This is a genomic window from Sphingomonas sp. UNC305MFCol5.2 (genome assembly GCF_000712135.1).
Classification (GTDB): domain Bacteria; phylum Pseudomonadota; class Alphaproteobacteria; order Sphingomonadales; family Sphingomonadaceae; genus Sphingomonas.
On record NZ_JOOE01000004.1, the window covers coordinates 48,033 to 69,020 of the forward strand.

The window sequence follows — 20,988 nt, forward strand, 5'->3', positions numbered from 1 at the left end:
GCAATGCCCGAAGCCGCGCCGCTCCACATCGCCTTCCTGCTCTTCCCGCACGTCACTCAGCTCGACTTGACCGGCCCGGCGCAGGTGCTGTCTCGGATGGGCAATGTGAAGCTCGATCTGGTTGCGAAGACGCGCGAACCGGTCGAGACCGACGCCCAATTCGCGCTTTTGCCCACAGCGACCTTCGCCGAGATCGAGTCCACCGATATCCTCTGCGTGCCCGGTGGCTTCGGGACGGTCGCCGTGATGGAGGACCCCGAGACTCTGGCATGGCTTCGCCGGGTGGCCGGGACGGCGCAGTGGGTGACGAGTGTCTGCACCGGCTCGCTGGTGCTTGCCGCGGCCGGGCTGCTCACCGGTTATCGCGCGGCATGCCATTGGGCATCGCGCGAGCAGCTCGCCTTTTTCGGCGCCGAACCCGTCGCCGAGCGCATCGTGTTCGATCGCAATCGCGTCAGCGGTGGCGGCGTGACCGCCGGCATCGACTTCGCACTCGCGCTGACTGCGCGGATCCGCGGCGAAGCGCATGCGAAGTTTGTCCAGCTCAGTCTCGAATATGATCCCGCGCCGCCTTTCGACAGCGGCTCGCCCGAGCACGCCGATCCGGCGACGCTCGCCAGATATCATGCGATGGTCGAGAAATTCGCGCCGGGTCGCGTGGAGAAAGTGCGTGCGATTGCATCGCGGCTGGCGGAGGCGCGATCTGCCGGTTAAGCGCTCGTCATGCCCGATACCCTGACGATGAACGACGGTCGTGCGATCCCCGCGATCGGTTTCGGTACCTATCTGGTCCCCAATGACGAGGCCGCGCGGATCACCCGCGAAGGACTCGAGGTCGGCTACAGGTTGGTCGATACCGCAGCTTTCTACGGCAACGAGATCGGCGTCGCTGATGGCCTGAGCGGGCGTGACGACGTGTTCGTCACTACCAAGCTGTGGCGGAGCGATATGGGGTTCGATCCGGCGCTACGGGCGTTCGACCGGAGTCTCGAACGGCTCGGGCGCGGCAGTGTCGACCTTTACCTGATCCATTGGCCGATGCCGTCGCTCGGCAAATATGTGGAGACCTGGCAGGCGCTGGTGCGGCTGCGCGACGAGGGGCGGGCGAAATCGATCGGCGTGTCGAACTTCGGTCCGGATCATCTGCGGGGGATCATCGATGCGACGGGCGTGGTGCCGGCACTCAACCAGGTCGAGCTCCATCCGGGGTTCCAGCAGCGTCCCCTTCGCGAATTCCATGCCGCGCACGGCATCGTCACGCAGAGCTGGGGGCCGTTGGGGCAGGGGACGATGCTCGAACATCCCGAGGTGGTTCGCATCGCCGGCCGGCACGGTTGTTCGCCGGCACAGGCAATTCTCGCCTGGCATCTGCATCACGGACTCGCAGTGATCCCCAAAGCCTCGGCGAAGGAGCGTCTCTCCGCCAATCTCGCGGCAAGCGACGTGACGCTGGAGCTGGAGGATATCGACGCGATCGATGCGCTCGACGATCCTGACGGCCGACTCGGCCCCAACCCCGCCAATCTCTAGCCCAGCGCCTTCGCCGCGCCCTTCAAATCCTCGACGAACGCCGCGAATTCTTCCTCGGCGCGGCTCTTGTCGGGCATGCGCAGCAGGAAGCTCGGATGGATCGTGATCCAGCCCAACCCACCCTCCGCGAGCTCAATCGCCCGGCCGCGACTACCGCTGATCGTCACAACCTTGCCCAGCATCTGGCGTGCCGCGGTGGCACCCAGCGCCACGGTCATATCCGGCTTCACCAGCAGCCGCTCTTGCTCATACCACCAGCGGCATGCGCGGATCTCGCCGGCGTCCGGTTTGGAATGGATCCGGCGTTTGCCGCGCGGCTCGAATTTGAAATGTTTCACTGCATTGGTGACGTAGACGGTGGAACGGTCGATCCCTGCCACGCCGATCGCCTTGTCGAACATCAGCCCGGCGGGGCCGACGAACGGTCGGCCGGCAAGATCCTCCTGATCGCCCGGCTGCTCGCCGACGAACATCATTCGCGCATCGACCGGACCCTCGCCAAATACGGTCTGCGTCGCATGCTCGTAGAGATGGCAGCGCGTGCAGCGCGCCGCCTCTTCGCGCAGGGCTCCCCAGGCCGCCGCTTTATTGTGGCCGATTCCGGTCCGCGCTTTCGTCACCCTTGCCTTCTCCCGCGCCCGGGCGCCTGCCAAATGCTCCCTTACCAACGCGGTTCCCGGCGGGTTCTTTCCTCGTCTCGCGGGAGCGCGGCAGAGGCTCAACGCGCCGGTGCGGCCTTCGGCATCGCATCGATCCAGTCGTGGACCAGCGCAACGCCTTCCTTGTGGACGGTAGCGCGGCCGAGCTCGGGCATGGCGATCCCCGGATCGGTGCTTTCCATCCGGTAGATCAGGATCGAGGCGTCGGGGGCGCCCGGCTGAATCGCGAAATCGCGATCGCCGCTGCCGCGTCCCGCCGCAACGGGGCGCTTGCGGATACCCAGCGCGGTGCGATCGCCTTGGCGCCAGTCGAGGAACAGCCCCGAGTTCGACGCGGCGCCGGCGGGATTATGGCAATGCGCGCAATTGATCTCGAGATAGGCCCGGGCCCGCGCTTCCAGCGGCGCAGCGGCGTCGTCCCAACGCGCGATCCGCGGTGCATCGGCCGGGAGCCGGTCGAGCATGCCGCCGGCGACTAGTTTGTCGAGCTGGGCATTATGATTGAGATAGCGCGCCTTGATGCCGATCGGCGTGATCCGGCCGTTCAGCGCGTGGCAGTCCTTGCACTGGTTCTGGTTGGGTACGGCATAACTGATGCTGCGTGACGCGCCCGACGGGTCGTTGAACGTCACCGGGACGCGCGTCCCGGCGCGCTTCAGATCCGCATCGGTGCCCGCGGCGTTCCAGACATAGGGCAAAGCGACCCAGCCGCTCGCGCGGTGGAGCAGCAGCCGCGTCTCGATCGGCTTGAATATTCCGTCGATACGGTAGCCGAAGGTCTTGACCAGCGCGACACCCACTGGGAGCTCGAATACCTGGTCGGGGTCGTATTTCGCCTGCGCGCCCTCGGGCAAGTAGAGATAGCGCTCTTTCTCGGCATAATCGGAGAAGAGTGCGGTCTCGAGATCGTAGCGGATCATCCGCGCGGCGGGGGTGCGAGTCGGAAGATCGGTGAACAGGCCGAATTCGGAGAGATGCGCGGGGAAACCCTGGCCGGTGATCGCAGTGTCGTCGACGCCGCCCGGTCGGGCGACCAGCGCGGCGACGAGCAACGCCCCGGCGCCTAGCAGCGCCTTCACTTCGCCGCGGCCTCCATCGCCGGGGGCAATTTCACGATACCGGGCGGCGGCGGGATTTTCTCACTGAGCTTGACCGGCTGCGGTTTGGCAGTCTCGATCCCTGCGCCGAGCGCGAGACCGAGCGACAGCATCGGCACCTGATTGTCACCGGTGAGGTCCACCGCGTCTCCCCCGGTGCCGTCCCAGAAGATCGGCGGCAAGGTGCCTCCCAGCGCCTTGGCGAGCTCGGCGCCGCCCGGCATGGCGGGCGCGAAACCGGCGTGGCCATGCTTGTTGGCAGCGAGATGAACGTGGCGCGGAAGGGGATTATAGCCCTTGTCATCGAACGGCTGCCGATAGGCGATCACCATGATGTTGGCGGTGCCATGGCCAGCGAGTTCGTTACCGGTGACGGTGACATTGTTCGCGGCCATGATCAGCACGCCGGTGCCGGTGGGGACAGTGGCGACGATATTGCCTTTGGGCGCGAAGTTGGGCGTGTCGTTGTCGACCACCTTGTTGCCGCTCACCGTCACCCAGCCCGCGCCACGTCGGGGCAGCGCCGGCAGGTCGAAGACGAGGATGCCGCCGGTATTGTGCGTGACGAGGTTGCCGGTCACATCGGCGTGGCCGCTATTCTCGATCTCGATCCCCGCGACATTGTACATGGCGGTCGAGTTGCGGACGATAATCCGGTCGGATTGGCCGACATAGATGCCCGCGTCCGACGCACCCTTCACCGTGACGCGATCGATCAGCACATCGCTGCTCTCGACCGGATAGACGCCATAGGCGCCGTTGGTGGCCTTGGGCCCGCCGGTCCATTCGACACGGATGTCCTTGTAGAGGATCCGGTCGGCGCCCTTGGACTTGATCCCGTCGCCCTTGCTGTCCTCCACCGCGAAACCGCGCAGCACCACGTCGTCCGACGTGACGAGAAGTCCCTCGCCGGCGCCGAGCTGGCCCTTGAAGCTGAGGACGGTTTTATCGGGTCCGGCGCCGCGCACGGTGACGCGATCGACATCGAGGCTGAGGCCGTCGGTGAGCTCGAAGCGGCCTGCGCCGATCCGCACAATGCTCCCTGGCTTCGCCTCGATCAGTGCGGCCTGCAACCGCTCCTGCGCATTTGCGCCGGCCTCCACGGTCACGGTCTGCGCCGCCGCCGGACTGGCGGCCAGCACGGCCGCGAGCGTCCAGTATCGCTTCATCCTGCTCTCCCATCTTTATTTTTGGGCATGATAATCAGAGCGAAGTGAATTGACACCCTTGTTAATTAGCCGGGTTCGGCGGCGTGGCAGACGAACTCGACCAGCCGTCCGTCGGGATCGCGGAGATAGCCGGCGTAGTAATTCGGGTGGATATGCGGGGCGAGCGCCGGCGCTCGATCCAGCGTCAGCCCGGCGGCGCGGCCCTTGTCGTAGATCCGGTCCACCGTCGCGCGATCAGGCGCGGCAAAGGCGAAATGCACGTCCGACGGCGTGCCTTCGACGAGGAACAGGTCGAGCGCGCTGTCGTTGCCGAAGCCCTTGGCGTCGCCATCGACCTTCTGGGTGTAACCGAGCGGGCCGAGCGCCTTGGCATAGAAGGACAGGCTTTCGGCCATGCGCGACGTGCGGATTTCGATATGGTCGATCATCGGGAGCTCCTTGAATAATATGCGAACAGATAAGGGTGCCCGCTCGGTGGATTCCCGCGAAATGAATATCCACATGGCGGATTCCCGCGCAGATTGGCGCTAGAGTGACGGCGATGGCCCGATCCGACCTCGACGCGTTCGACCGCAAGCTCCTCACCCTCGTCCAGCGCGACGCGGGACGCACCGCGGATGCGCTCGCCGAGGAGGTCGGGCTCTCGCCGTCTTCCGTGTTGCGCCGACTGAAGCGGTTGCGGGACGACGGCGTCATCGTCGCGACCGCTGCGGTGGTCGACCCGCTGAAGGTGGGCAAGCCGAACTTCTTCCTCGCCGCGCTCGAGATCGAACGCGAGCGGCCCGAGTTGATTGCGCGACTGCGCCAATGGCTTGCAGCCGAGCCGTGGATCCAGCAGGTCTATTATGTTACCGGCACCGCCGATTTTGTGTTGGTGGTGGTCGCACCCGATGTCGGTGCGTACGACGCGCTGATGAGCCGGCTGATGGGCGACAATCCCAACGTCCGCCGTTTCACCACCAATGTCGCGCTCGGAGTGGGCAAGCGCAGCCTGTTCGTGCCCATCGACTCGGCGGATTAAGGCTATTTGCGTGACCCGGTCGAACCAATCCCTGCCGCCGCTGAGTCGCGCTTGCTCATGACCGACGAGGCGCAAGGCGCATTGTATTTTGGCGGCATGGACGCCGTTCGTCGCGCGCGATAAGCAGCCGAGCCATGGGTTGGGCTCTTCCACGCGATGTGAACTGGCGCGTGGCTTCGCTGTGGATCGCGCTGGTCTTCACCATCGGCGCTGGCTGGCTGTTCAAGGGACATTGCCTGCCCGGCGGCTGGACCGATGCCGAGCAATACACCACCGGCTGCTACAATGACGTGATGCCCTTTTGGCACGGGCGCGAAGTGGCCGAGGGCAAGATTCCCTATTTCCAGACCCGGATGGAATATCCGGTGCTCACCGGTGCGCAGATCTGGGTCGAGGGCGCGACGACGCGCCTGCTGTTCGGCCATCGCGCGCGCGACGGCCATTTTCTCGGCGTGGTGACGATTGCCAACGGGCTGCTCGCCGCGCTGGTGTTGTGGCTGTTGCTGCGCGCGGGAATGGACGAGAATCGCCTCTGGGGCTGGGCGCTGGCGCCACCCTTGATCCTCTATGTCGGGCATAATTGGGATATGGCCGCGGCGGCACTCGCGGTGGCGGCGCTGCTGCTCGCGCGTGAAGGGCGGCTGGTGCCCGCGGCGGCGGCGGCGGGACTCGGCACCGCTGCCAAGCTGTTTCCGGTGCTCGCGCTGCCATTGATCGGACTCGGCGCATTGTTCGGCGACGCCCGTCCCTGGCGCGAGCGGCTGCTCCGCGCGGCGGCGCTGTCGGCCGCGGCGATCGGGGCGTGGGGATTGGTCAATCTGCCGGTCGCCTGGTTCGCACCCGAGAACTGGAGCGAATTCTATCGCTTCTCGCAGGAACGCCAGGGCACCGCGGCCGCGAGCTGGGAGATCTTCTCCAACATGGGCTGGTGGTTCACCTGGATCGAGGACCGCAATCGCTATGCCGCAATTGCCTTCGTTCTGGGTACGACGCTGATCGTCGCACTCAGCTGGCGCCAGCACCGTACGCACCTCTGGGTGTTGTTCACGCCGGTGCTCGCCTGGTTCATGCTGACCAACAAAGTCTATTCGCCGCAGTTCGACCTCTGGCTCTATCCGCTGCTGCTGATGACCGCGCCGCGATTATGGCCGGTGGGCCTGTTCGTGCTGGGGGATCTGGGCACCTATTTCGCCGAATTCTGGTGGTTCGCCGGGATGGAGCATGGCTGGCCGGCGACGAGCTATATCCATATTGCACTGGCTGCGGGCTTCCGCGCCGTGGCGATGCTGTGGATCATCGGCGAGTGCGTGCTGCGCGATCCGCCGGAATGGCTGCTGCGTAGGGGCTGAGCCGCTCAGGGCAGCGGCAGGTTGGATGCTTCCTGCTGGCGCGCCCGTGTCTCGGCGCGCGCGCGGGTGGCCTGACGCACGAAGCAGCCGGTGGAGCCGCCGGGGCCCACCGTCGAGCAACTGCCGACGCCGCCCGTCCGGCCCGTGTCCAGCGCGTCCTGCGAACGCACTGCCCAGCTCTCGCTGATCTGCGGGCGGACGGACTGATCCCGCAGCGATTGGGGGATACGGAAGCGCTCGCTCTCATCGAGCCGCTGGCAGACGACGATTTCCTCGCCATTGTCGTTGGTTGGGCATTTGTCGTCGCCATAGATGAGCAGGACGCCGTTCTGCGCGGCATTTTGCGCCTGTGCGGCCGGTACCAGCAAGGGCGCTGCGGCAAGCCCCGCCACGATCACGATCCGCTTGAGCATCATGCTGTCTCCTCGCGCCTGTCCTGGCGCCTCAACGCTTAACCGGGCCTGTCATATCCGTTTCGATACTGCAATGGCCGCCCGGCACCCCATCCGGATCAACCCCGAGAGAAGCGGATAGGCCACCGCATTCTCCGCGCCCGAGGCGATCGCAGTGTCGCGATGCTCGATTTCCTCTTCGCGAAACCGGGCGACGGCATCGCGCAGCTCGGTATCGCCGCTGCCGAGCTCGGCTAGCTGACGCTGGTAATGCAGGTCGATCTCGGTTTCGATCGCCGCGGTACAGGCCATTGCGGCGGACGGACCGATCGCCGCGGTGACTGCGCCCAATGCGAAGCCGGCCACGTTCCAGAAAGGCTGAAGCGCGGTCGGCCGCACGCCGCGCCGCGCGATCATCGCGTCGAAAAATGCGCGGTGGCGCTCTTCCTGATTGGCCATGCCGTTGATCATGCGCGCCATCGGCGTGCGATCGCCCATCACGGCGAGTTGTCCGGCATAGATGCGCGTCGCGCCATATTCGCCGGCCTGATCGACGCGGACCATCGCGTCATGGCCTTCGCGGCGATCGCCCGGCTTCCAGCTCATCGCCGCGCCTTTCGCGGCGCCAGCGCGAAGATCGTCACGGCTCCCCCCAGCGACAGGATCGCGTTGAAGCCCGCGAGGCTGATTCCGAAGAGCGTCCACTGCGGTACGTCACAACGCACGAGTGGGCGGCGAAGTGCTTGATTGAGGATATCCATCGCATCGCCATGGCCGACGGGAGCGGTGCAGGCGGTGATCCCCTGCCACCAATGATATTCGACTCCGGCATGGAACACGCCGATCGCGCCGCTGACTGCGATCAGCAACGCGGCGAACAGCACGAACAGCATCTGCACCGGCCGCGGCAGCGGCGCGAACGCGAGCAATGCGACCCCGACCGCCGCATAATGCGGCCAGCGCTGCCAGTGGCACATCTCGCACGGCACGAGCCCGAACAATTGCGATCCCCACGCTCCGGCGAGCAATGCGGCCGGCAGGAGGAGCGCGATCAGCCGCGCGGTCCGGAGCCCGTCCCTGCGCACGCCTCAGCGGCCCTTGACTGCGACCTGGGGCTTGCCGCCCGAGCGGGCAATCGTCTGCAGTGCATAATGGAGCTGGAAGTCGTCGATGCCCTGTTTCTTGAGCTGCTCGGCGGTCTGGGCGAAGCGCGGATCGGTGCGGGCATCGTCCTCGAGCGTCGCGTCGTCGACCTTCTCGGCGTTGATCAAATGCTTCCGGAGATCGGCCTCGCGGATCACCGTGCGATCCTTGTAATCGGGATCGGAGATCTGCGGCACGAGCAGATCGGGCTTGATCCCGCCTTCTTGCACCGAATGGCCCGAAGGCGTGAAATAGCGTGCGGTGGTGAGCCTGAGCGCGGCGCGCTGGCCCATCGGCAGGATCGTCTGTACCGATCCCTTGCCGAAGCTGCGCACACCCATCACGAGGCCGCGATGATGATCCTGCAGCGCGCCTGCGACGATTTCGGAAGCCGAAGCGGTGCCCGAATCGACCAGCACGATCACCGGCAACCCCTTGGCGAGATCGCCGGGGACCATCGATTCGGCGTAATAACGCTCGATGTCGTTCTTCTCGCGGCCGCGCTGCGAGACGATCTCGCCATGGCCGAGGAACACATCGGAAACCGCGATCGCCTCGCTCAGCAGCCCGCCGCCATTCTCGCGAAGGTCGACGACATAGCCCAGCGGCTTGTGGCCGAGCTGCTTGTCGATGCCCTGGATCGCCTTGATCGTGTCGGCGCCGGTCTGTGCCGTGAAGGTGTTGATGTTGATGTAGCCGACGCCGTTCTTGACCTCCCACTTCACTGGCTTCTGCACGATGATCTCGCGCACGAGGCTGAACTGGAGCGGCTTGTCGGCGCCCGGGCGGACGACCGTCAGGTTGATCTTGGTGCCCGGCTGGCCGCGCATCTGCTCGATCGCCTCGTCGAGGCTGCCGCCAACGATGAACTTGCCGTCGAGATGCGTGATGAAATCGCCCGACTTGATTCCCGCGCGGGCCGCCGGTGTGTCTTCCGTGGGCGCGATCACCTTCACCGCGCCGTCTTCCTGCGTCACGGTGAGGCCCAGCCCGCCGTAATTGCCGTCGGTCTGGATCTTGAGATTGTCGAAATCGAGCCCGTCGGCGTAGGAGGAATGTGGGTCGAGCGCGGCGAGCATGCCCTGGATCGCGCCCTTGATCAGCGTCTGGTCGTCGACCTTCTCGACATAGTTCGCCTTCACCTGATTGAAGACTTCCATGAAGGTGTCGAGCTCGCGGTAGCTGTTGGTATCGACACCCGCCATTGCGCCCGAGGCGACGGGGACGAGCGCGAGCGCGCTGACTGCGGCGGTGACCTGGAGAAGCGGACGAAGCATCATACGACTTTCGACAAAAACGACTTGCACAATCTAGTGCAGGATAACGGCATTTACACGGCCTGTCAGTCGAGCAATTGCGTGAGATCCATGGGCTGGCCGCGACGGCGCAACTCGATCGTGATTCGGGGATCGCCCCCGCCGGGCGCTCGCCCGATCAGCTGGCCTTGCGAAACCCGATCACCGACCCGCACCGCCAGCCCGCCGAGCCCCGCGACCAACGAGGTCCAGCCATTGCCGTGATCGATGATGATCACGCCGCGATAGCCGCGGAAAAGCCCGGCATAGACGATGCGTCCGGCGGCAGGGGCGATCGCGCGGGCGTTGGGCAGAGTGGCCAGCGTGAGGCCGCGCGCGCGGACGCCGGTGGTGGAGAGCTCGCCAAGGCCCGTGACGAGTTGTCCGGCCACGGGCAGGCGATAGGCGGCGACATGCTTGACGGCGGCTGGCGCGGCTTCGGTATCGGGCCGCGGCAGCGGGCCGGAAAGAGCGAGCAATTCCCCTTGTATCTGGTCGGCCTCGCCTTGCGACTCCATCTGGTCGACGATCTCGCGCGCACGTTCGCCGAGCGCGAGCGCCCGGTCCGATTCGACCAGCGCACTACGCCCCAATTCCTGTGAGCGCGCGCGATGCTCGGCCTCGAGCCGCACGAGTCCGATGCGTTCATCCTCCAGTCGCGCCCGGCTTTCGCGCAGCGCGCGCACCGCGGTCCCGGCATTGGCGCGGAGTTGCTGGACGCGGGCGAGCTCGGCGCGCACCTCGGCAGTGCGCCGCTCGACGACGGGCATGGTGGTGCCCAGCACGGCGCGGACATGGACCATGTCTTCGGTCGATCCGGGCTGGATGAGCCCGAGCACCGCAGGGCGGCGCGCCATCGATTGCAGCGCGGCGATCAACCGAACCACCGGGCCCTGCCGCTCGGCGACCTGGCTGCGCTGCGCCGCAAGCAGCCGATCGACGATCGCGATACGCGCCTCGGCGGCAATGATGTCGGCCTCGGCCGCCTTGATGCGTTCGGCGGCGGCGGCTTCCTGCGCGCGGGCCTGTATGGCCTGATCACGCTCGTTGGCGGCTGCATTCTCCAATGCCTGTGCGCGGGCCTGCGCGGCATCGGACGCCGTCTTCGCCGATTGCAGCCGCTTTTGCTGCTCGCGCAACTGCTGCGCGTCCGCCATGCTTCCTGCGGCGAGCATCGCCAGCAATGCCATAGCGGTGGCGGTGCTCCGCGCGGGTCCCATGGCTCACCCTTCGCGGTGATAGGGATGATTGGCAAGGATCGACGTGGCGCGCCACAATTGCTCGGCGAGCATCGCGCGCGCCATCAGATGCGGCCAGGTCGCCCGCCCGAACGAGACCAGCAGGTCGGCCTGCGCGCGCTGGGCATCGTCGAAACCGTCTGCCGCGCCGATCAGGAACCGCGTCTCGCGCACGCCGTCGTCGCGCCAGCGCCCCAGCTTCTCGGCGAGCAGACGCGAAGGAAGGTTCTCCCCGGTCTCATCGAGCATGACGATCCGCGTGCCCGGCGCCTGTTCGGGCATCTTGCCGCCGGCGTCGGGAAGTTCGGTGATCTTTGTCGGCCAGGCGACGCGCTTCAGATAGCGCTCGACCAGCTCGGCCTCGGGCCCGCGCCCGATGCGCCCGCGCGCGACGATGTGGAGCAGCATCAGCCCTCCGTCGCGGTGCGGGCCTCTAACTGCAAACTACGCCTGCCCTGCGTTTTCCCCGAACGACCACATCCGCTCGAGATTGTAGAAGGTGCGCACTTCGGGGCGGAACAGGTGGACGATCACGTCGCCTGCGTCGATCAGCACCCAGTCCGCGGTGGGCAGGCCCTCGACACGCGGGCTCCGGCCGAACTCGGCCTTGATCTTCTCGGCGAGCTTGGTCGCCATCGACGCTACCTGGCGCGTCGAGCGCCCGGAGGCGACGACCATATAGTCGGCGATGCTGCTCTTGCCGGCGAGCGGGATCGAGACGGTTTCGACCGCCTGATCGTCGTCGAGCGAAGTCATCACGAGTGCATGCAGTGCCTCGACGCCATCGGCACCGGGGACGCGCTGCACATTGGGGGAAGTGGCCAAGTTAGTTCCTCAGGGTTGCAACATGTCTGTGCGCGACGGTGGAGACGGCACGGACGGCGCCGATATGGATATCGAACGCGCGTTCGGAAAGCGCCGGTGCCAGGCAGGGTCGGCGGCGCGGATGCGGGTCGCCGAAGTCGGATCGGGGCGAAAGCGCAGCAGCACGAGGGCCGGCAATCTCCAACTCGTCCATTTCTTCGCCTGGCCTGCGGGCCGCACAGCGCGCCGCAGCCAACTCATCGCGGGACTAGCGTGAGCCCGTGCATCATAGCCGGGACGTGCAATCACCGCAATCGGAACCTGTCGCGCAATGTCGCGCCAGCGCTCCCATTTATCGAATTGGGCAAGATTGTCGGCGCCCATCAGCCAGATGAAGCGATGCTTGGGAAAGGCGCGCGAAAGGCGATCGAGCGTATCGGCGGTGTAGCGTGTCCTGAGCCGTTTCTCGATATCGGTGACCCGGATCGGCGCATGGAGCGCCATCCTCTGCGCCGAGGCCATGCGCGCCTTGAACGGCGCCATCCCCGCTTTGTCCTTGAGCGGATTGCCGGGCGAGACCAGCCACCATACCTCGTCGAGCCCAAGCGTGCGGATCGCATGGAGCGAGAGCCTGCGATGCCCGCGATGCGCCGGGTTGAACGAGCCGCCGAGCAGTCCGATGCGCTTCATTCGGGGAAGCGGCGGACGACTTCGATCGCGCCGATGATCGCCGCATTGAATGCGGGCAGGTCTTCGGCGGGGATCCAATATTCGCGATGCGCACGGCCGCCCGCATCCTCGACACGATAGTTGGCGATAAAGGCACGCTGCACATCGAAGCGCGTGACGAAACCCGCGCCGCTCTCCGGGACATTCCAGTCGCGCGCAATCTTCACTGCATACTCTTCGCTGGTGACCGGATAGAATATCGGCTGCTCGGGCAGGCGCGGCGGGAATTCGCGCATCCCACTCGCCTCGATCAGCTCCAGCTCCCCGGGGCCTACGGGACGCCATAGCGTCACAGTGTCGGTCACGGCCGCGCCTGGCCGGTGCCCCGAACGACCCATTTGTACGTCGTCAGCCCTTCGAGCGCGACAGGGCCGCGGGCGTGGAGGCGGCCGGTGGAGATGCCGATCTCGGCGCCCAGCCCGAACTCGCCGCCGTCGGCGAACTGGGTCGAGGCGTTCCACATCACGATCGCGCTGTCGACTTCGGCGAGGAAGCGCTCGGCAGCGGCCGCGTCCTCGGTGACGATCGCATCGGTGTGATGCGATCCGTGTGCGGCGATATGCGCCATCGCGTCTTCGGCGCCGTCGACGAGCTTCACCGACAGGATCGCGTCGAGATATTCGGTGTCCCAGTCGCCGCATTCCACCGGCAGCGTCCGCGGTTCGATCGCCTGGATTTCGGCGTCGCCGCGCAGCTCGCAACCCGCCTCGGCGAGTGCTGCGAGCACCGGTGCGGGATCGGCGAAGCCGCGGTCGATCAGCAAGGTCTCGGTCGCGCCGCAGATGCCGGTGCGGCGCATCTTGGCGTTGAGCGCGAGTTCCCGGGCCATCGCGGGATCGGCGGCACGGTCGATATAGGTGTGGTTGAGCCCGTCGAGATGCGCGAGCACGGGCACGCGCGCCTCGGCCTGGACGCGCGCGACGAGGCCCTTGCCGCCGCGCGGCACGACCATGTCGATCGCACCCTCGGCTGTCAGTATCGCGCCGACCGCGGCGCGATCGGTGACGGGGACAAGCTGGATCGCATCGGCGGGCATGCCGCCTTCTTCCAACCCCTTCGCCAGCGCGGCGTGAATCGCGCGGTTGCTGCGGATCGCTTCCGAGCCGCCGCGCAGGATCGCGGCGTTGCCCGACATCGCGCAGAGCGCGCCGGCATCGGCGGTGACGTTGGGGCGGCTCTCATAGATGATGCCGATCACGCCGATCGGAATGCGCACCCGGGTCAGCACCAGCCCATTGGGCCGATCGACACGCTCGATCACCTTGCCGACAGGATCGTCGAGCCGCGCCACCGCCTCGACGCCGGCGGCGGTCGCCTCGACACGGCTCGCATCGAGCCGCAGCCGATCGAGCAGCGCGCCCGACAGCCCCGAAGCCTGGGCCGCGACCATGTCCTCGGCATTGGCCGCGACGATCGCGTCGCTCGCCTCGCGGATTGCGGCTGCGGCCGCGAGCAAGGCACGGCTCTTCTGGTCGCTGGTCATCGCCGCGAGGCGGCGCGAGGCGGTGCGGGCCCGCGCGGCCATGTCTGTGATCAGCATTTGGATATCGGCATCGGCCATGCTGCACCCGCTAGCACGGCTTGGCGCAAGCTGATAGGCGTCGCGCATGGGGGAATTCGAGGCAGCTGGTGAAATCGTCACCGGAGGATTGCTGGGCCGCGCGCTGGAGCCGCGGGCCGGCGAGGGGCAATCGCACGCGGAGCATATGTGCCTCAACTGTGGCACCGCGCTGATCGGCGCGCACTGCCATCATTGCGGGCAATCGGGACACGTCCATCGTTCGCTCGGCGCGGTCGGGCACGAGATCGTCCACGGCGTGTTCCACTTCGAAGGCAAGTTCTGGCGCACGCTGCCGCTGCTCGCGTGGCGCCCGGGCGATCTCACCCGGCGTTACGTCGCCGGCGAACGCGCGCGATTCGTCTCGCCGATGGCGATCTTCCTCTTCTCGATCTTCGCGATGTTCGCAGTCTTCTCGTTCGCGGGAATCTCCGCACCGAGCGAGATCTCGGGCCTCACCGCCAAGCCAGCCACAGCGATCGAGGAGGCGCGCAAGGATGCCGAGGAGAATCGCGCAGAGGCTACCCGGGAACTGCGCGCGCTCGCACCCGACAATCCGAAACGCGCCAAATATGAGCAGCGCATCGCCACAGCGAACCACGATTTGGCTGAGCTGAACGAAGCTGCGAAGCACGTCTCGCCCGACAAGGTGGACCAGATCGTGGAGGTCCGCACCGGCTGGTACACGCTTGATCACGGCATCGAGAAGTGGAAGAAGAACCCGTCGCTGATGCTCTACAAGCTCCAGTCGAGCGTCTATAAATTCTCGTGGCTGCTGATCCCGCTGTCGCTGCCGTTCCTGTGGCTGCTGTTCTTCTGGAAGCGCCAGTACAAGCTCTACGACCACGCGGTCTTCATCATCTACTCGATCGCGTTCATGTCGCTGCTGTTCATCGTGATTACGCTGGCGGCGCAGCTGGGCGTGCCCTCCGGCTGGCTGGGCATGGCGGGGGTGTTCATCCCGTTCTTCCACATCACCCGGCAGCTCAAGCAGGCCTATCAGCTGCGCTGGTGGTCGGCAGTGCTGCGCGCGATCGTGCTGACCTGGTTCATCGCGATCGTGCTGGTGCTCTTCCTGCTGATCCTGGTGGCGATGGGGATGACCGGCTAGGGCCGCTGCCGGGGCGAAGTTGACGAAGTTGACTACCCCTTCGCGCGCGCGAAGCAGTCAACTTCGCGCGCGGCAGTGGGGCGGAGATGCGGTCGGTGCGCCATGCCGAGACCCCAGCAGAACAAATCCTACATTTCCAGCACTATTCCCAGGCCGCGCCAAAGCGGCGTCACCGGCAGGGATAGGTCTTGTTGAGATAGACGTAGACGCCGTCCTTGAGTTCGATTTCCTGCTCGGCCGGTGACAGCGCCTTGAAATGGGCCATGAGCTTGTCGCTCTCGAATTCCGCCTGTCCGGGAGGCGGCGGGCAGGCGATCGGTTTCGCTGCCGCCTTCGCCTTGTCGACATCGGCGCGCCAGGCCCCGAGGATCGTCTCCAGCTCGTTCATGAGCCGCCGCAGCTCGGGATCGAGCTTCGCCATCTCGCCGAGCTTCTCCACCGCAGTCCACCGTGCGATGAATTCACGGACCGGCATTGCCTGCACGGGAGCTGCGAGCAGGCTCATCCCCGCAGCCGCCAGCACCAAGTGCCTCACCGGCACGGATAAGTCCGCTTCATATAGGCGTAGACTGCGGCCTTCATGCTCATTCCCCGTTTCGCCACCGGGATCTTCTCGAGCTCGGCGAGCATCTGCTTCGGCGTGAGTTTGGGCTTGCCTGTCTCGGGCGGGCAGCTGTGCGGAGTCTTGCCCGCCGCGCGCGCGGCGCGCAGATCGGCGGTATAAGCGGCGCGGATCGCGGCGACTTCGTGCTTGATCAGCTCGGCGTCGGGCGAGAGCAACGCCAGCGCGCCTTGCGCCTGCAGCGCCTTCGCCTTGGCGAGGAATTGCGCGACGGTCATCGCTTGCGCCGTCGTCGGCACGATCAGCGCCGTGGCAATCACCAGAACCGTCAACCGCCGCATAGGAAAAAGCCCTCCCCCGATCGCTCGGGAGAGGGCTAATCGTAACCCGTTTAACGTCAACTGAACTTATGCACCTTGCGGGGCGGGGCTCCCGAACGGGCCCTTGGGCTTGCGAATCTTCGGGATCGAGGTGCCCGCGGCGGCGACCGGAGCCGCCTTCGTGCCGGGGTCCTCGCGGCCCATGTCCTCGCCAGCGATCAGCCGCTTGATCTCCTCGCCGGTCAGCGTCTCATATTCGAGCAGCGCCTGGGCGAGGCTGTGGAGCTGGTCGACATGGTCGGTCAGCACCTGCTTGGCGCGGTTGAGCCCGCCCTCGACCAATTTCTTGATCTCGGCGTCGATCAGCTGTGCGGTTTCGTTCGACATGTGCGCGGGACGCGCCATGCCGTAGCCGAGATAGTTCTGATCGTCGTCGGCATATTCGAGCGGGCCGACCGCTTCGGACATACCCCATTTCGTCACCATCGAGCGCGCGAGACGCGTCGCGGACTGGATGTCCGACGATGCGCCCGAGCTCACCCGATCGTAGCCGAAGATCAGTTCCTCGGCGACGCGGCCGCCCATCGCGATCGAGAGATGCGCGTACATCTGGTCGCGGTGCATCGAATTCTGGTCGCGCTCGGGCAGGCGCATCACCATGCCCAAGGCGCGGCCGCGCGGAATGATCGTGGCCTTGTGGATCGGATCCGACGCGGGCTCGTGCATCGCGACGATGGCGTGACCAGCCTCGTGATAGGCGGTCATGCGCTTCTCGTCCTCGGTCATCAGCATCGACTTGCGCTCGGCGCCCATCATGACCTTGTCCTTGGCGTCCTCGAACTCGCTCATCGCGACGAGGCGCTTGCCGCGGCGCGCCGCGAGCAATGCCGCCTCGTTGACGAGGTTCGCCAGATCGGCGCCCGAGAAGCCCGGCGTGCCGCGCGCGATGACGCGGGGATCGACGTCGGGCGCCAGCGGCACCTTCTTCATATGGACCGACAGGATCTTCACGCGGCCTTCGATGTCCGGGCGCGGCACCACGACCTGGCGGTCGAAGCGGCCCGGGCGCAGCAACGCCGGATCGAGCACGTCGGGGCGGTTGGTCGCCGCGATGATGATGATGCCTTCGTTCGCCTCGAAGCCGTCCATCTCGACGAGCAGCTGGTTGAGCGTCTGCTCGCGCTCGTCATTCTGGTTGCCGAGACCCGCGCCACGCGAACGGCCGACCGCGTCGATCTCGTCGATGAAGACGATGCACGGCGCCGATTTCTTGGCCTGTTCGAACATGTCGCGGACACGGCTGGCGCCGACGCCGACGAACATCTCGACGAAGTCCGAACCCGAAATGGTGAAGAACGGCACGCCCGCCTCGCCTGCGATCGCGCGGGCGAGCAGGGTCTTGCCGGTGCCGGGCGAGCCGACGAGCAATGCGCCCTTGGGGATCTTGCCGCCGAGGCGCGCGAACTTGGTCGGGTCCTTGAGGAACTCGACGATCTCCTGCAGCTCCTCACGCGCCTCGTCGATGCCGGCGACGTCGTCGAAAGTGACCTTGCCTTCCTTCTGGGTCAGCAGGCGGGCGCGGCTCTTGCCGAAGCCCATCGCGCCGGAACCCGAATTCTTCTGCATCTGGCGCAGCACGAAGAAGGCGATGCCGAGGAAGAGCAGGAAGGGCAGCGACTGGTAGAGGATGTAGAACCAGACCGATGGCTGCTCTTCCGGACGCGCGTTGATCGTCACGCCCTTCTCGCGCAGCGTCGAGATCAGCTGGGGATCATTGGGCGCGTTGGTGCGGAACTTCGCATCGCTCGAAAGCGTGCCCGAGACGAGGCTGGTGCCTGCCGAGCCCGCGGCGATGTTGACCGACTTGACCTCGCCGGCCTGCACCTTGTCGAGGAAGCTCGAATAGGACATCGCATCGCCTGCGGCCTGCGCACCTGGACGGTCGAACAGGTTCACGAACAGCGCCAGCGCCGCGAGGATGCCCACCCAGATCAGGAGGCTTTTCATCCAGGGATTGCCGCCGCCGTTTTCGGGACCCTGCGGCTTGTTGTTGTCGTTCATCGAGCTCGATACCTTTCGCCCGTCCTAGATAGGCGCCGCCAGGTTAATGGCAATGGAACACTATGGTACTTTGGGTCGATCAGTGTGATCGACGCGCCGGGGCCAGGCTGAAACGCCATTCAGCACGTTTCGCCTCGGCTTTCACCCCCGCAATCGTACCTGTCTTCCCCGAAACGAGCGTGGCGACCAGCCCGTCGAGACTCTCGCCGCGAAGTGGGGCGGGATCCTCTCCATCTTGTGAGCGGATATGGTCGACCGCGCGCTCGACGAGCCGACGCTGCAATTCGTAAGGCAAATCGCGTGCTTCGAGCTGCGCCGAGCCGGGGTCGATCCGGCTCCGCATTTGCCACTCGCGCTCCGTCACCCATTCGAGCGCGTCCTCCGCGTGCCGCAAGTTGTGCGCCGCGAGCGCCAGGCGGTCGGCCGGGAGCTCGGGCGTTTCGGCGAGCATTCTTCGCATCCGGGCGCGGTCGAACCGTGGGTCGCGATTCGAGAGGTCCTCTATCGGCACGATTCCCGCCGCGGCGACGATCGCCTCCAGCTCGGCGCGCGACCAATTGAGCAGCGGACGGACCAAAGTCACGTCGCCCAGTGGTCGCGCCGCGCGCATCGCCGCGAGTCCGCCGACACCCGCACCGCGGCGGGCGCGCATCAGGAAGGTTTCGGCCACGTCGTTCTGCTGGTGTGCCGTCGCGATCCATCGAGCGCGGTCTCTCGCCCATTCGGCGAGCAGGGCGTAGCGCAGCGTGCGTGCGCCTTCCTGGAGATTGCCCTCGGGCACAATGCCCGTGAGGATGGCATGCGGAACGCCGAGCGGGTCACAGATCTCGGCTACGAACCGCGCCTCCGCCGCTGCTTCGGGGCGCAGGCCATGATCAACGGTAGCGGCGATCACTCTGTCCGGAAACGCCGCCGCCGCCAGCAACAGCAATGCGAGACTGTCAGGCCCGCCCGATACCGCAAGCGCCAGCCTGAAATCCTCCCTAGGGGAGGAGCAAAGCGCAATCACATCGTCGCGAAAGCGCGCAACCTGATCCGCCGGGGGCGTCAGCTCATTTGCACTTCTGCGCGACACGTCCCTCGGCGATGCCGTTCTTCATCTCCGCGGACAGCCGCTCGCCGTAAAGCTGGTCGAGCTCGGTATAGACCTTGCACACTTCGCTCGCGGGCTTCTTCAGCTTGGTCAGCGCCTGTGCCAGATAATAGAGACTGTCCGGCGCGCGCTCGCCGTTCGGGTTCTTCTTGTAATTCTCGTAGAAGGCGACCGCGGCGAGGCTCGGCGCACCGGCGTCGAGATAGGCGCGGCCGAGCAGATTCTGCGAAAAGCTCGCACGGCGGTGCTGCGGATATTTGGTCGCCACCGCCTCGAGCTCGCGGCGCGCTTCGGGATAGAGCTTGGCCTGCCACAGGCGATAGCCATAGGTATAGCCGTCCTCGGCCGGGTCGCCCGAATTGGGCTTCTGGATCGCCGCGACCTGCTGCGCGCGGGTACCGGTCGGCTTGGCGGCGGGTGCCTCTTCGGCGGGCGGGCGGCTTGCGGGCCGGGTCGGCCGCGCGGGTGCTTCGGAAATGTCGACCGGCGCGATCACCGGATCGCCCGATGCGCCGATCTGCGCCCCATTGTCCTCCAGTGCCTTCAGCCGTGCGTCAGTCGCGCGCTTATAGGCGCTGAACCCGTCCTCGAGCTGCTTGAGCCGATAGCCGTCCTGCTCGACCTGCCCGGTGAGCGACTGCACCTGATTCTCGAGCGCGGCGACGCGCTGGGTCAGATCGGCGACCGGGCTTCCCGAAGGAACACCGGGCGCCTCGATGCTGGTATCGGGAACGATCTGCGGCTCGATCGTCTGGCCCGCGCCGCCCGGGAACACCTTGCGCTGCACCGCGCGCATCTCGCGCTCGAGCCGATCGACGCGGCCTTCGACCGCGGTGGTCTGGGCCTGGGCCGCAACGGGACCGGCAATGGCGGCAGTCACGCCTGCCGCGACAATCAGGAAACGCATTCGTCACACCCCCCGGTGCTGATTTCGGGAATTAAGCAGATGATATAGTCGACACGCCGTGCCTTGTCGCCCGCCTTAAAGTGTGGCGGCGGCGTTGCCAGCAGGCACGTCCACGGGTGCGGTAGAAGGGGTCGATGGCGCGCCGGATTGCCCGCGCGACTGTAGCGCCGCGGCGCTCACCTCGACTTCGACGGTCTCCACGCCGGTGCCCAGCGGGGGCACGTTCGAGCCGTTGAGCAAAACCTGGATCCGGTCGGGCCGGCCGGTACGCACGCGCGGACGATCGGCATCGGCCGGTACGTCGTAGCGTTCGCCCGCCGCCATTTCCTTCTCGAACAGCCGCTTGCCGCTCGCATCGGTCACCCGGATCCATGCAGTGTCGGTCGCCACCAAAGTCACTTGCCCGCCGGTGACGGGCGCGGGCGCGGGCGCCGCGGCGTTGCCCGGATCGGCGGCGATTGTGTTCTCGATCGGGATCACATTCTCGTCCGGCGCGCCGGCGCGGAACAAATTGGTGCCATACCAGAGTCCCACCCCGATCAGCACCAGCACGGCTACGATCACCCCGACGATGACGATGCCGCTTGGCGGCGTGCGCGAGCGCTCGTTGAAATCATAGGCCGGGGGCGGCGCGGGACGTTCGGGCCGCTCGCCGATCTCGAGCCGCAGCTCACGCGCGAGCGCGACTTCGTCGGCGCCCACCGCCCGGGCATAGGCCTTGGCGAAGCCCAGCGCGTAGGTGGACGAGGGCAGGCTGGCGAAGTTCGACTGCTCGATCGCCTCGAGATGGCGTTGCGGAATGCGGGTACGGCTCGCGATCTCACTCAATTCGAGCTTCTGCGCTTCGCGCGCCGCACGCAGTTTCTCGCCCACGGTGGCGGGGAAAAGCGTCGGGTTGTCGGCGTTTTCGCCTTCCATTCTCACCTCCGGCAGAAGGGTTCGCGGCCCTG

24 protein-coding genes and 1 pseudogene are annotated in these 20,988 nt (G+C 66.3%); 5 read left to right on the forward strand and 20 right to left on the reverse strand.

Going from position 1 to position 20,988, the window contains the following annotated elements; genetic code table 11:
* Positions 1 to 3 precede the first annotated feature (3 nt).
* Positions 4 to 714: a DJ-1/PfpI family protein gene (locus BR78_RS0116245; protein ID WP_037566996.1), complete on the forward strand. Its 711-nt coding sequence runs from the start codon at positions 4 to 6 to the stop codon at positions 712 to 714.
* A gap of 27 nt (positions 715 to 741) precedes the next feature.
* Positions 742 to 1,530, forward strand: coding sequence for an aldo/keto reductase (locus BR78_RS0116250; RefSeq protein ID WP_231478291.1), 789 nt, complete (start codon positions 742 to 744; stop codon positions 1,528 to 1,530).
* Here BR78_RS0116250 and BR78_RS21420 read toward each other — a convergent pair.
* The 4 genes and pseudogenes from BR78_RS21420 to BR78_RS0116270 form a co-directional block, all read right to left on the reverse strand.
* A pseudogene (locus BR78_RS21420) lies at positions 1,527 to 2,273 on the reverse strand (UdgX family uracil-DNA binding protein); the annotation flags it as partial. The gene BR78_RS0116250 and the pseudogene BR78_RS21420 sit on opposite strands and share 4 nt — an antisense overlap.
* A complete protein-coding gene (locus tag BR78_RS22210) occupies positions 2,249 to 3,268 on the reverse strand; it encodes an SO2930 family diheme c-type cytochrome (RefSeq protein WP_037566998.1) in 1,020 nt (339 codons plus the stop codon). The pseudogene BR78_RS21420 and the gene BR78_RS22210, both read right to left, overlap by 25 nt.
* Positions 3,265 to 4,455, reverse strand: a complete 1,191-nt coding sequence (locus BR78_RS0116265; RefSeq protein WP_029937085.1) for a parallel beta-helix domain-containing protein — start codon at positions 4,453 to 4,455, stop codon at positions 3,265 to 3,267. The genes BR78_RS22210 and BR78_RS0116265 overlap by 4 nt, the downstream gene beginning before the upstream one ends.
* 65 nt (positions 4,456 to 4,520) lie before the next feature.
* The gene (locus BR78_RS0116270; protein WP_029937086.1) at positions 4,521 to 4,883 is read right to left on the reverse strand and encodes a VOC family protein; all 363 of its coding nucleotides are present in this window, start codon (positions 4,881 to 4,883) and stop codon (positions 4,521 to 4,523) included.
* Positions 4,884 to 4,996: 113 nt separating this feature from the next.
* On the opposite strand from BR78_RS0116270, the gene BR78_RS0116275 reads away from it, so the two are divergent.
* Both BR78_RS0116275 and BR78_RS0116280 read left to right on the forward strand, forming a co-directional pair.
* Positions 4,997 to 5,476, forward strand: coding sequence for an Lrp/AsnC family transcriptional regulator (locus BR78_RS0116275; protein ID WP_029937087.1), 480 nt, complete (start codon positions 4,997 to 4,999; stop codon positions 5,474 to 5,476).
* A 134-nt stretch (positions 5,477 to 5,610) separates the two neighbouring features.
* Positions 5,611 to 6,825 carry a glycosyltransferase 87 family protein gene (locus BR78_RS0116280; protein WP_029937088.1) on the forward strand — a complete coding sequence of 405 codons (1,215 nt, stop codon included), beginning with the start codon at positions 5,611 to 5,613 and terminating at the stop codon, positions 6,823 to 6,825.
* Between the two features lie 5 nt (positions 6,826 to 6,830).
* Here the strand turns inward: BR78_RS0116280 and BR78_RS0116285 are convergent, their stop codons facing one another.
* The 10 genes from BR78_RS0116285 to BR78_RS0116330 all read right to left on the reverse strand — a co-directional run bounded on the left by BR78_RS0116285 (position 6,831) and on the right by BR78_RS0116330 (position 13,987).
* Complete coding sequence (locus BR78_RS0116285) at positions 6,831 to 7,241, reverse strand: hypothetical protein (RefSeq protein WP_231478292.1); 411 nt, start codon at positions 7,239 to 7,241, stop codon at positions 6,831 to 6,833.
* Positions 7,242 to 7,289: 48 nt separating this feature from the next.
* The gene (locus tag BR78_RS0116290) at positions 7,290 to 7,823 is read right to left on the reverse strand and encodes a demethoxyubiquinone hydroxylase family protein (protein ID WP_029937090.1); all 534 of its coding nucleotides are present in this window, start codon (positions 7,821 to 7,823) and stop codon (positions 7,290 to 7,292) included.
* Positions 7,820 to 8,302 carry a disulfide bond formation protein B gene (locus BR78_RS0116295; protein WP_029937091.1) on the reverse strand — a complete coding sequence of 161 codons (483 nt, stop codon included), beginning with the start codon at positions 8,300 to 8,302 and terminating at the stop codon, positions 7,820 to 7,822. Before BR78_RS0116295 ends, BR78_RS0116290 begins: the two co-directional genes overlap by 4 nt.
* Before the next feature lie 3 nt (positions 8,303 to 8,305).
* Entirely contained in the window at positions 8,306 to 9,637 is a 1,332-nt protein-coding gene (locus BR78_RS0116300; protein WP_029937092.1) for a S41 family peptidase, read from the reverse strand.
* Between the two features lie 65 nt (positions 9,638 to 9,702).
* Positions 9,703 to 10,875 carry a murein hydrolase activator EnvC family protein gene (locus tag BR78_RS0116305; RefSeq protein ID WP_029937093.1) on the reverse strand — a complete coding sequence of 391 codons (1,173 nt, stop codon included), beginning with the start codon at positions 10,873 to 10,875 and terminating at the stop codon, positions 9,703 to 9,705.
* Positions 10,876 to 10,878: 3 nt separating this feature from the next.
* Positions 10,879 to 11,301: a 23S rRNA (pseudouridine(1915)-N(3))-methyltransferase RlmH gene (locus tag BR78_RS0116310; RefSeq protein WP_029937094.1), complete on the reverse strand. Its 423-nt coding sequence runs from the start codon at positions 11,299 to 11,301 to the stop codon at positions 10,879 to 10,881.
* A 36-nt stretch (positions 11,302 to 11,337) separates the two neighbouring features.
* Positions 11,338 to 11,649, reverse strand: a complete 312-nt coding sequence (gene rsfS / locus BR78_RS0116315) for a ribosome silencing factor (protein ID WP_156022401.1) — start codon at positions 11,647 to 11,649, stop codon at positions 11,338 to 11,340.
* 78 nt (positions 11,650 to 11,727) lie between these two features.
* The gene (locus BR78_RS0116320) at positions 11,728 to 12,387 is read right to left on the reverse strand and encodes a nicotinate-nucleotide adenylyltransferase (RefSeq protein WP_029937096.1); all 660 of its coding nucleotides are present in this window, start codon (positions 12,385 to 12,387) and stop codon (positions 11,728 to 11,730) included.
* Positions 12,384 to 12,731 carry a hypothetical protein gene (locus BR78_RS0116325; RefSeq protein WP_029937097.1) on the reverse strand — a complete coding sequence of 116 codons (348 nt, stop codon included), beginning with the start codon at positions 12,729 to 12,731 and terminating at the stop codon, positions 12,384 to 12,386. The genes BR78_RS0116320 and BR78_RS0116325 overlap by 4 nt, the downstream gene beginning before the upstream one ends.
* Positions 12,728 to 13,987 (reverse strand): glutamate-5-semialdehyde dehydrogenase, encoded by a 1,260-nt coding sequence (locus tag BR78_RS0116330; protein ID WP_029937098.1) that lies wholly within the window; start codon positions 13,985 to 13,987, stop codon positions 12,728 to 12,730. The genes BR78_RS0116325 and BR78_RS0116330 overlap by 4 nt, the downstream gene beginning before the upstream one ends.
* Positions 13,988 to 14,033: 46 nt before the next feature.
* Here BR78_RS0116330 and BR78_RS0116335 point away from each other — a divergent pair, with 46 nt between their 5' ends.
* On the forward strand, positions 14,034 to 15,095 hold the full coding sequence (locus BR78_RS0116335; RefSeq protein ID WP_029937099.1) for a DUF3667 domain-containing protein: 1,062 nt from the start codon (positions 14,034 to 14,036) through the stop codon (positions 15,093 to 15,095).
* Between the two features lie 169 nt (positions 15,096 to 15,264).
* Here BR78_RS0116335 and BR78_RS0116340 read toward each other — a convergent pair whose 3' ends face one another.
* The 6 genes from BR78_RS0116340 to BR78_RS0116365 form a co-directional block, all read right to left on the reverse strand.
* The gene (locus BR78_RS0116340; RefSeq protein WP_029937100.1) at positions 15,265 to 15,600 is read right to left on the reverse strand and encodes a hypothetical protein; all 336 of its coding nucleotides are present in this window, start codon (positions 15,598 to 15,600) and stop codon (positions 15,265 to 15,267) included.
* Positions 15,601 to 15,626: 26 nt separating this feature from the next.
* Positions 15,627 to 15,998 (reverse strand): hypothetical protein, encoded by a 372-nt coding sequence (locus BR78_RS0116345; protein WP_029937101.1) that lies wholly within the window; start codon positions 15,996 to 15,998, stop codon positions 15,627 to 15,629.
* Positions 15,999 to 16,064: 66 nt separating this feature from the next.
* Entirely contained in the window at positions 16,065 to 18,038 is a 1,974-nt protein-coding gene (ftsH, locus tag BR78_RS0116350; RefSeq protein ID WP_029937102.1) for an ATP-dependent zinc metalloprotease FtsH, read from the reverse strand.
* 79 nt (positions 18,039 to 18,117) lie between these two features.
* A complete protein-coding gene (tilS, locus tag BR78_RS0116355; RefSeq protein ID WP_231478293.1) occupies positions 18,118 to 19,047 on the reverse strand; it encodes a tRNA lysidine(34) synthetase TilS in 930 nt (309 codons plus the stop codon).
* Positions 19,048 to 19,090: 43 nt separating this feature from the next.
* Positions 19,091 to 20,038 (reverse strand): tetratricopeptide repeat protein, encoded by a 948-nt coding sequence (locus BR78_RS0116360; protein WP_029937104.1) that lies wholly within the window; start codon positions 20,036 to 20,038, stop codon positions 19,091 to 19,093.
* A 75-nt stretch (positions 20,039 to 20,113) separates the two neighbouring features.
* Positions 20,114 to 20,956 carry a helix-turn-helix domain-containing protein gene (locus BR78_RS0116365; RefSeq protein WP_051683383.1) on the reverse strand — a complete coding sequence of 281 codons (843 nt, stop codon included), beginning with the start codon at positions 20,954 to 20,956 and terminating at the stop codon, positions 20,114 to 20,116.
* Positions 20,957 to 20,988 lie beyond the last annotated feature (32 nt).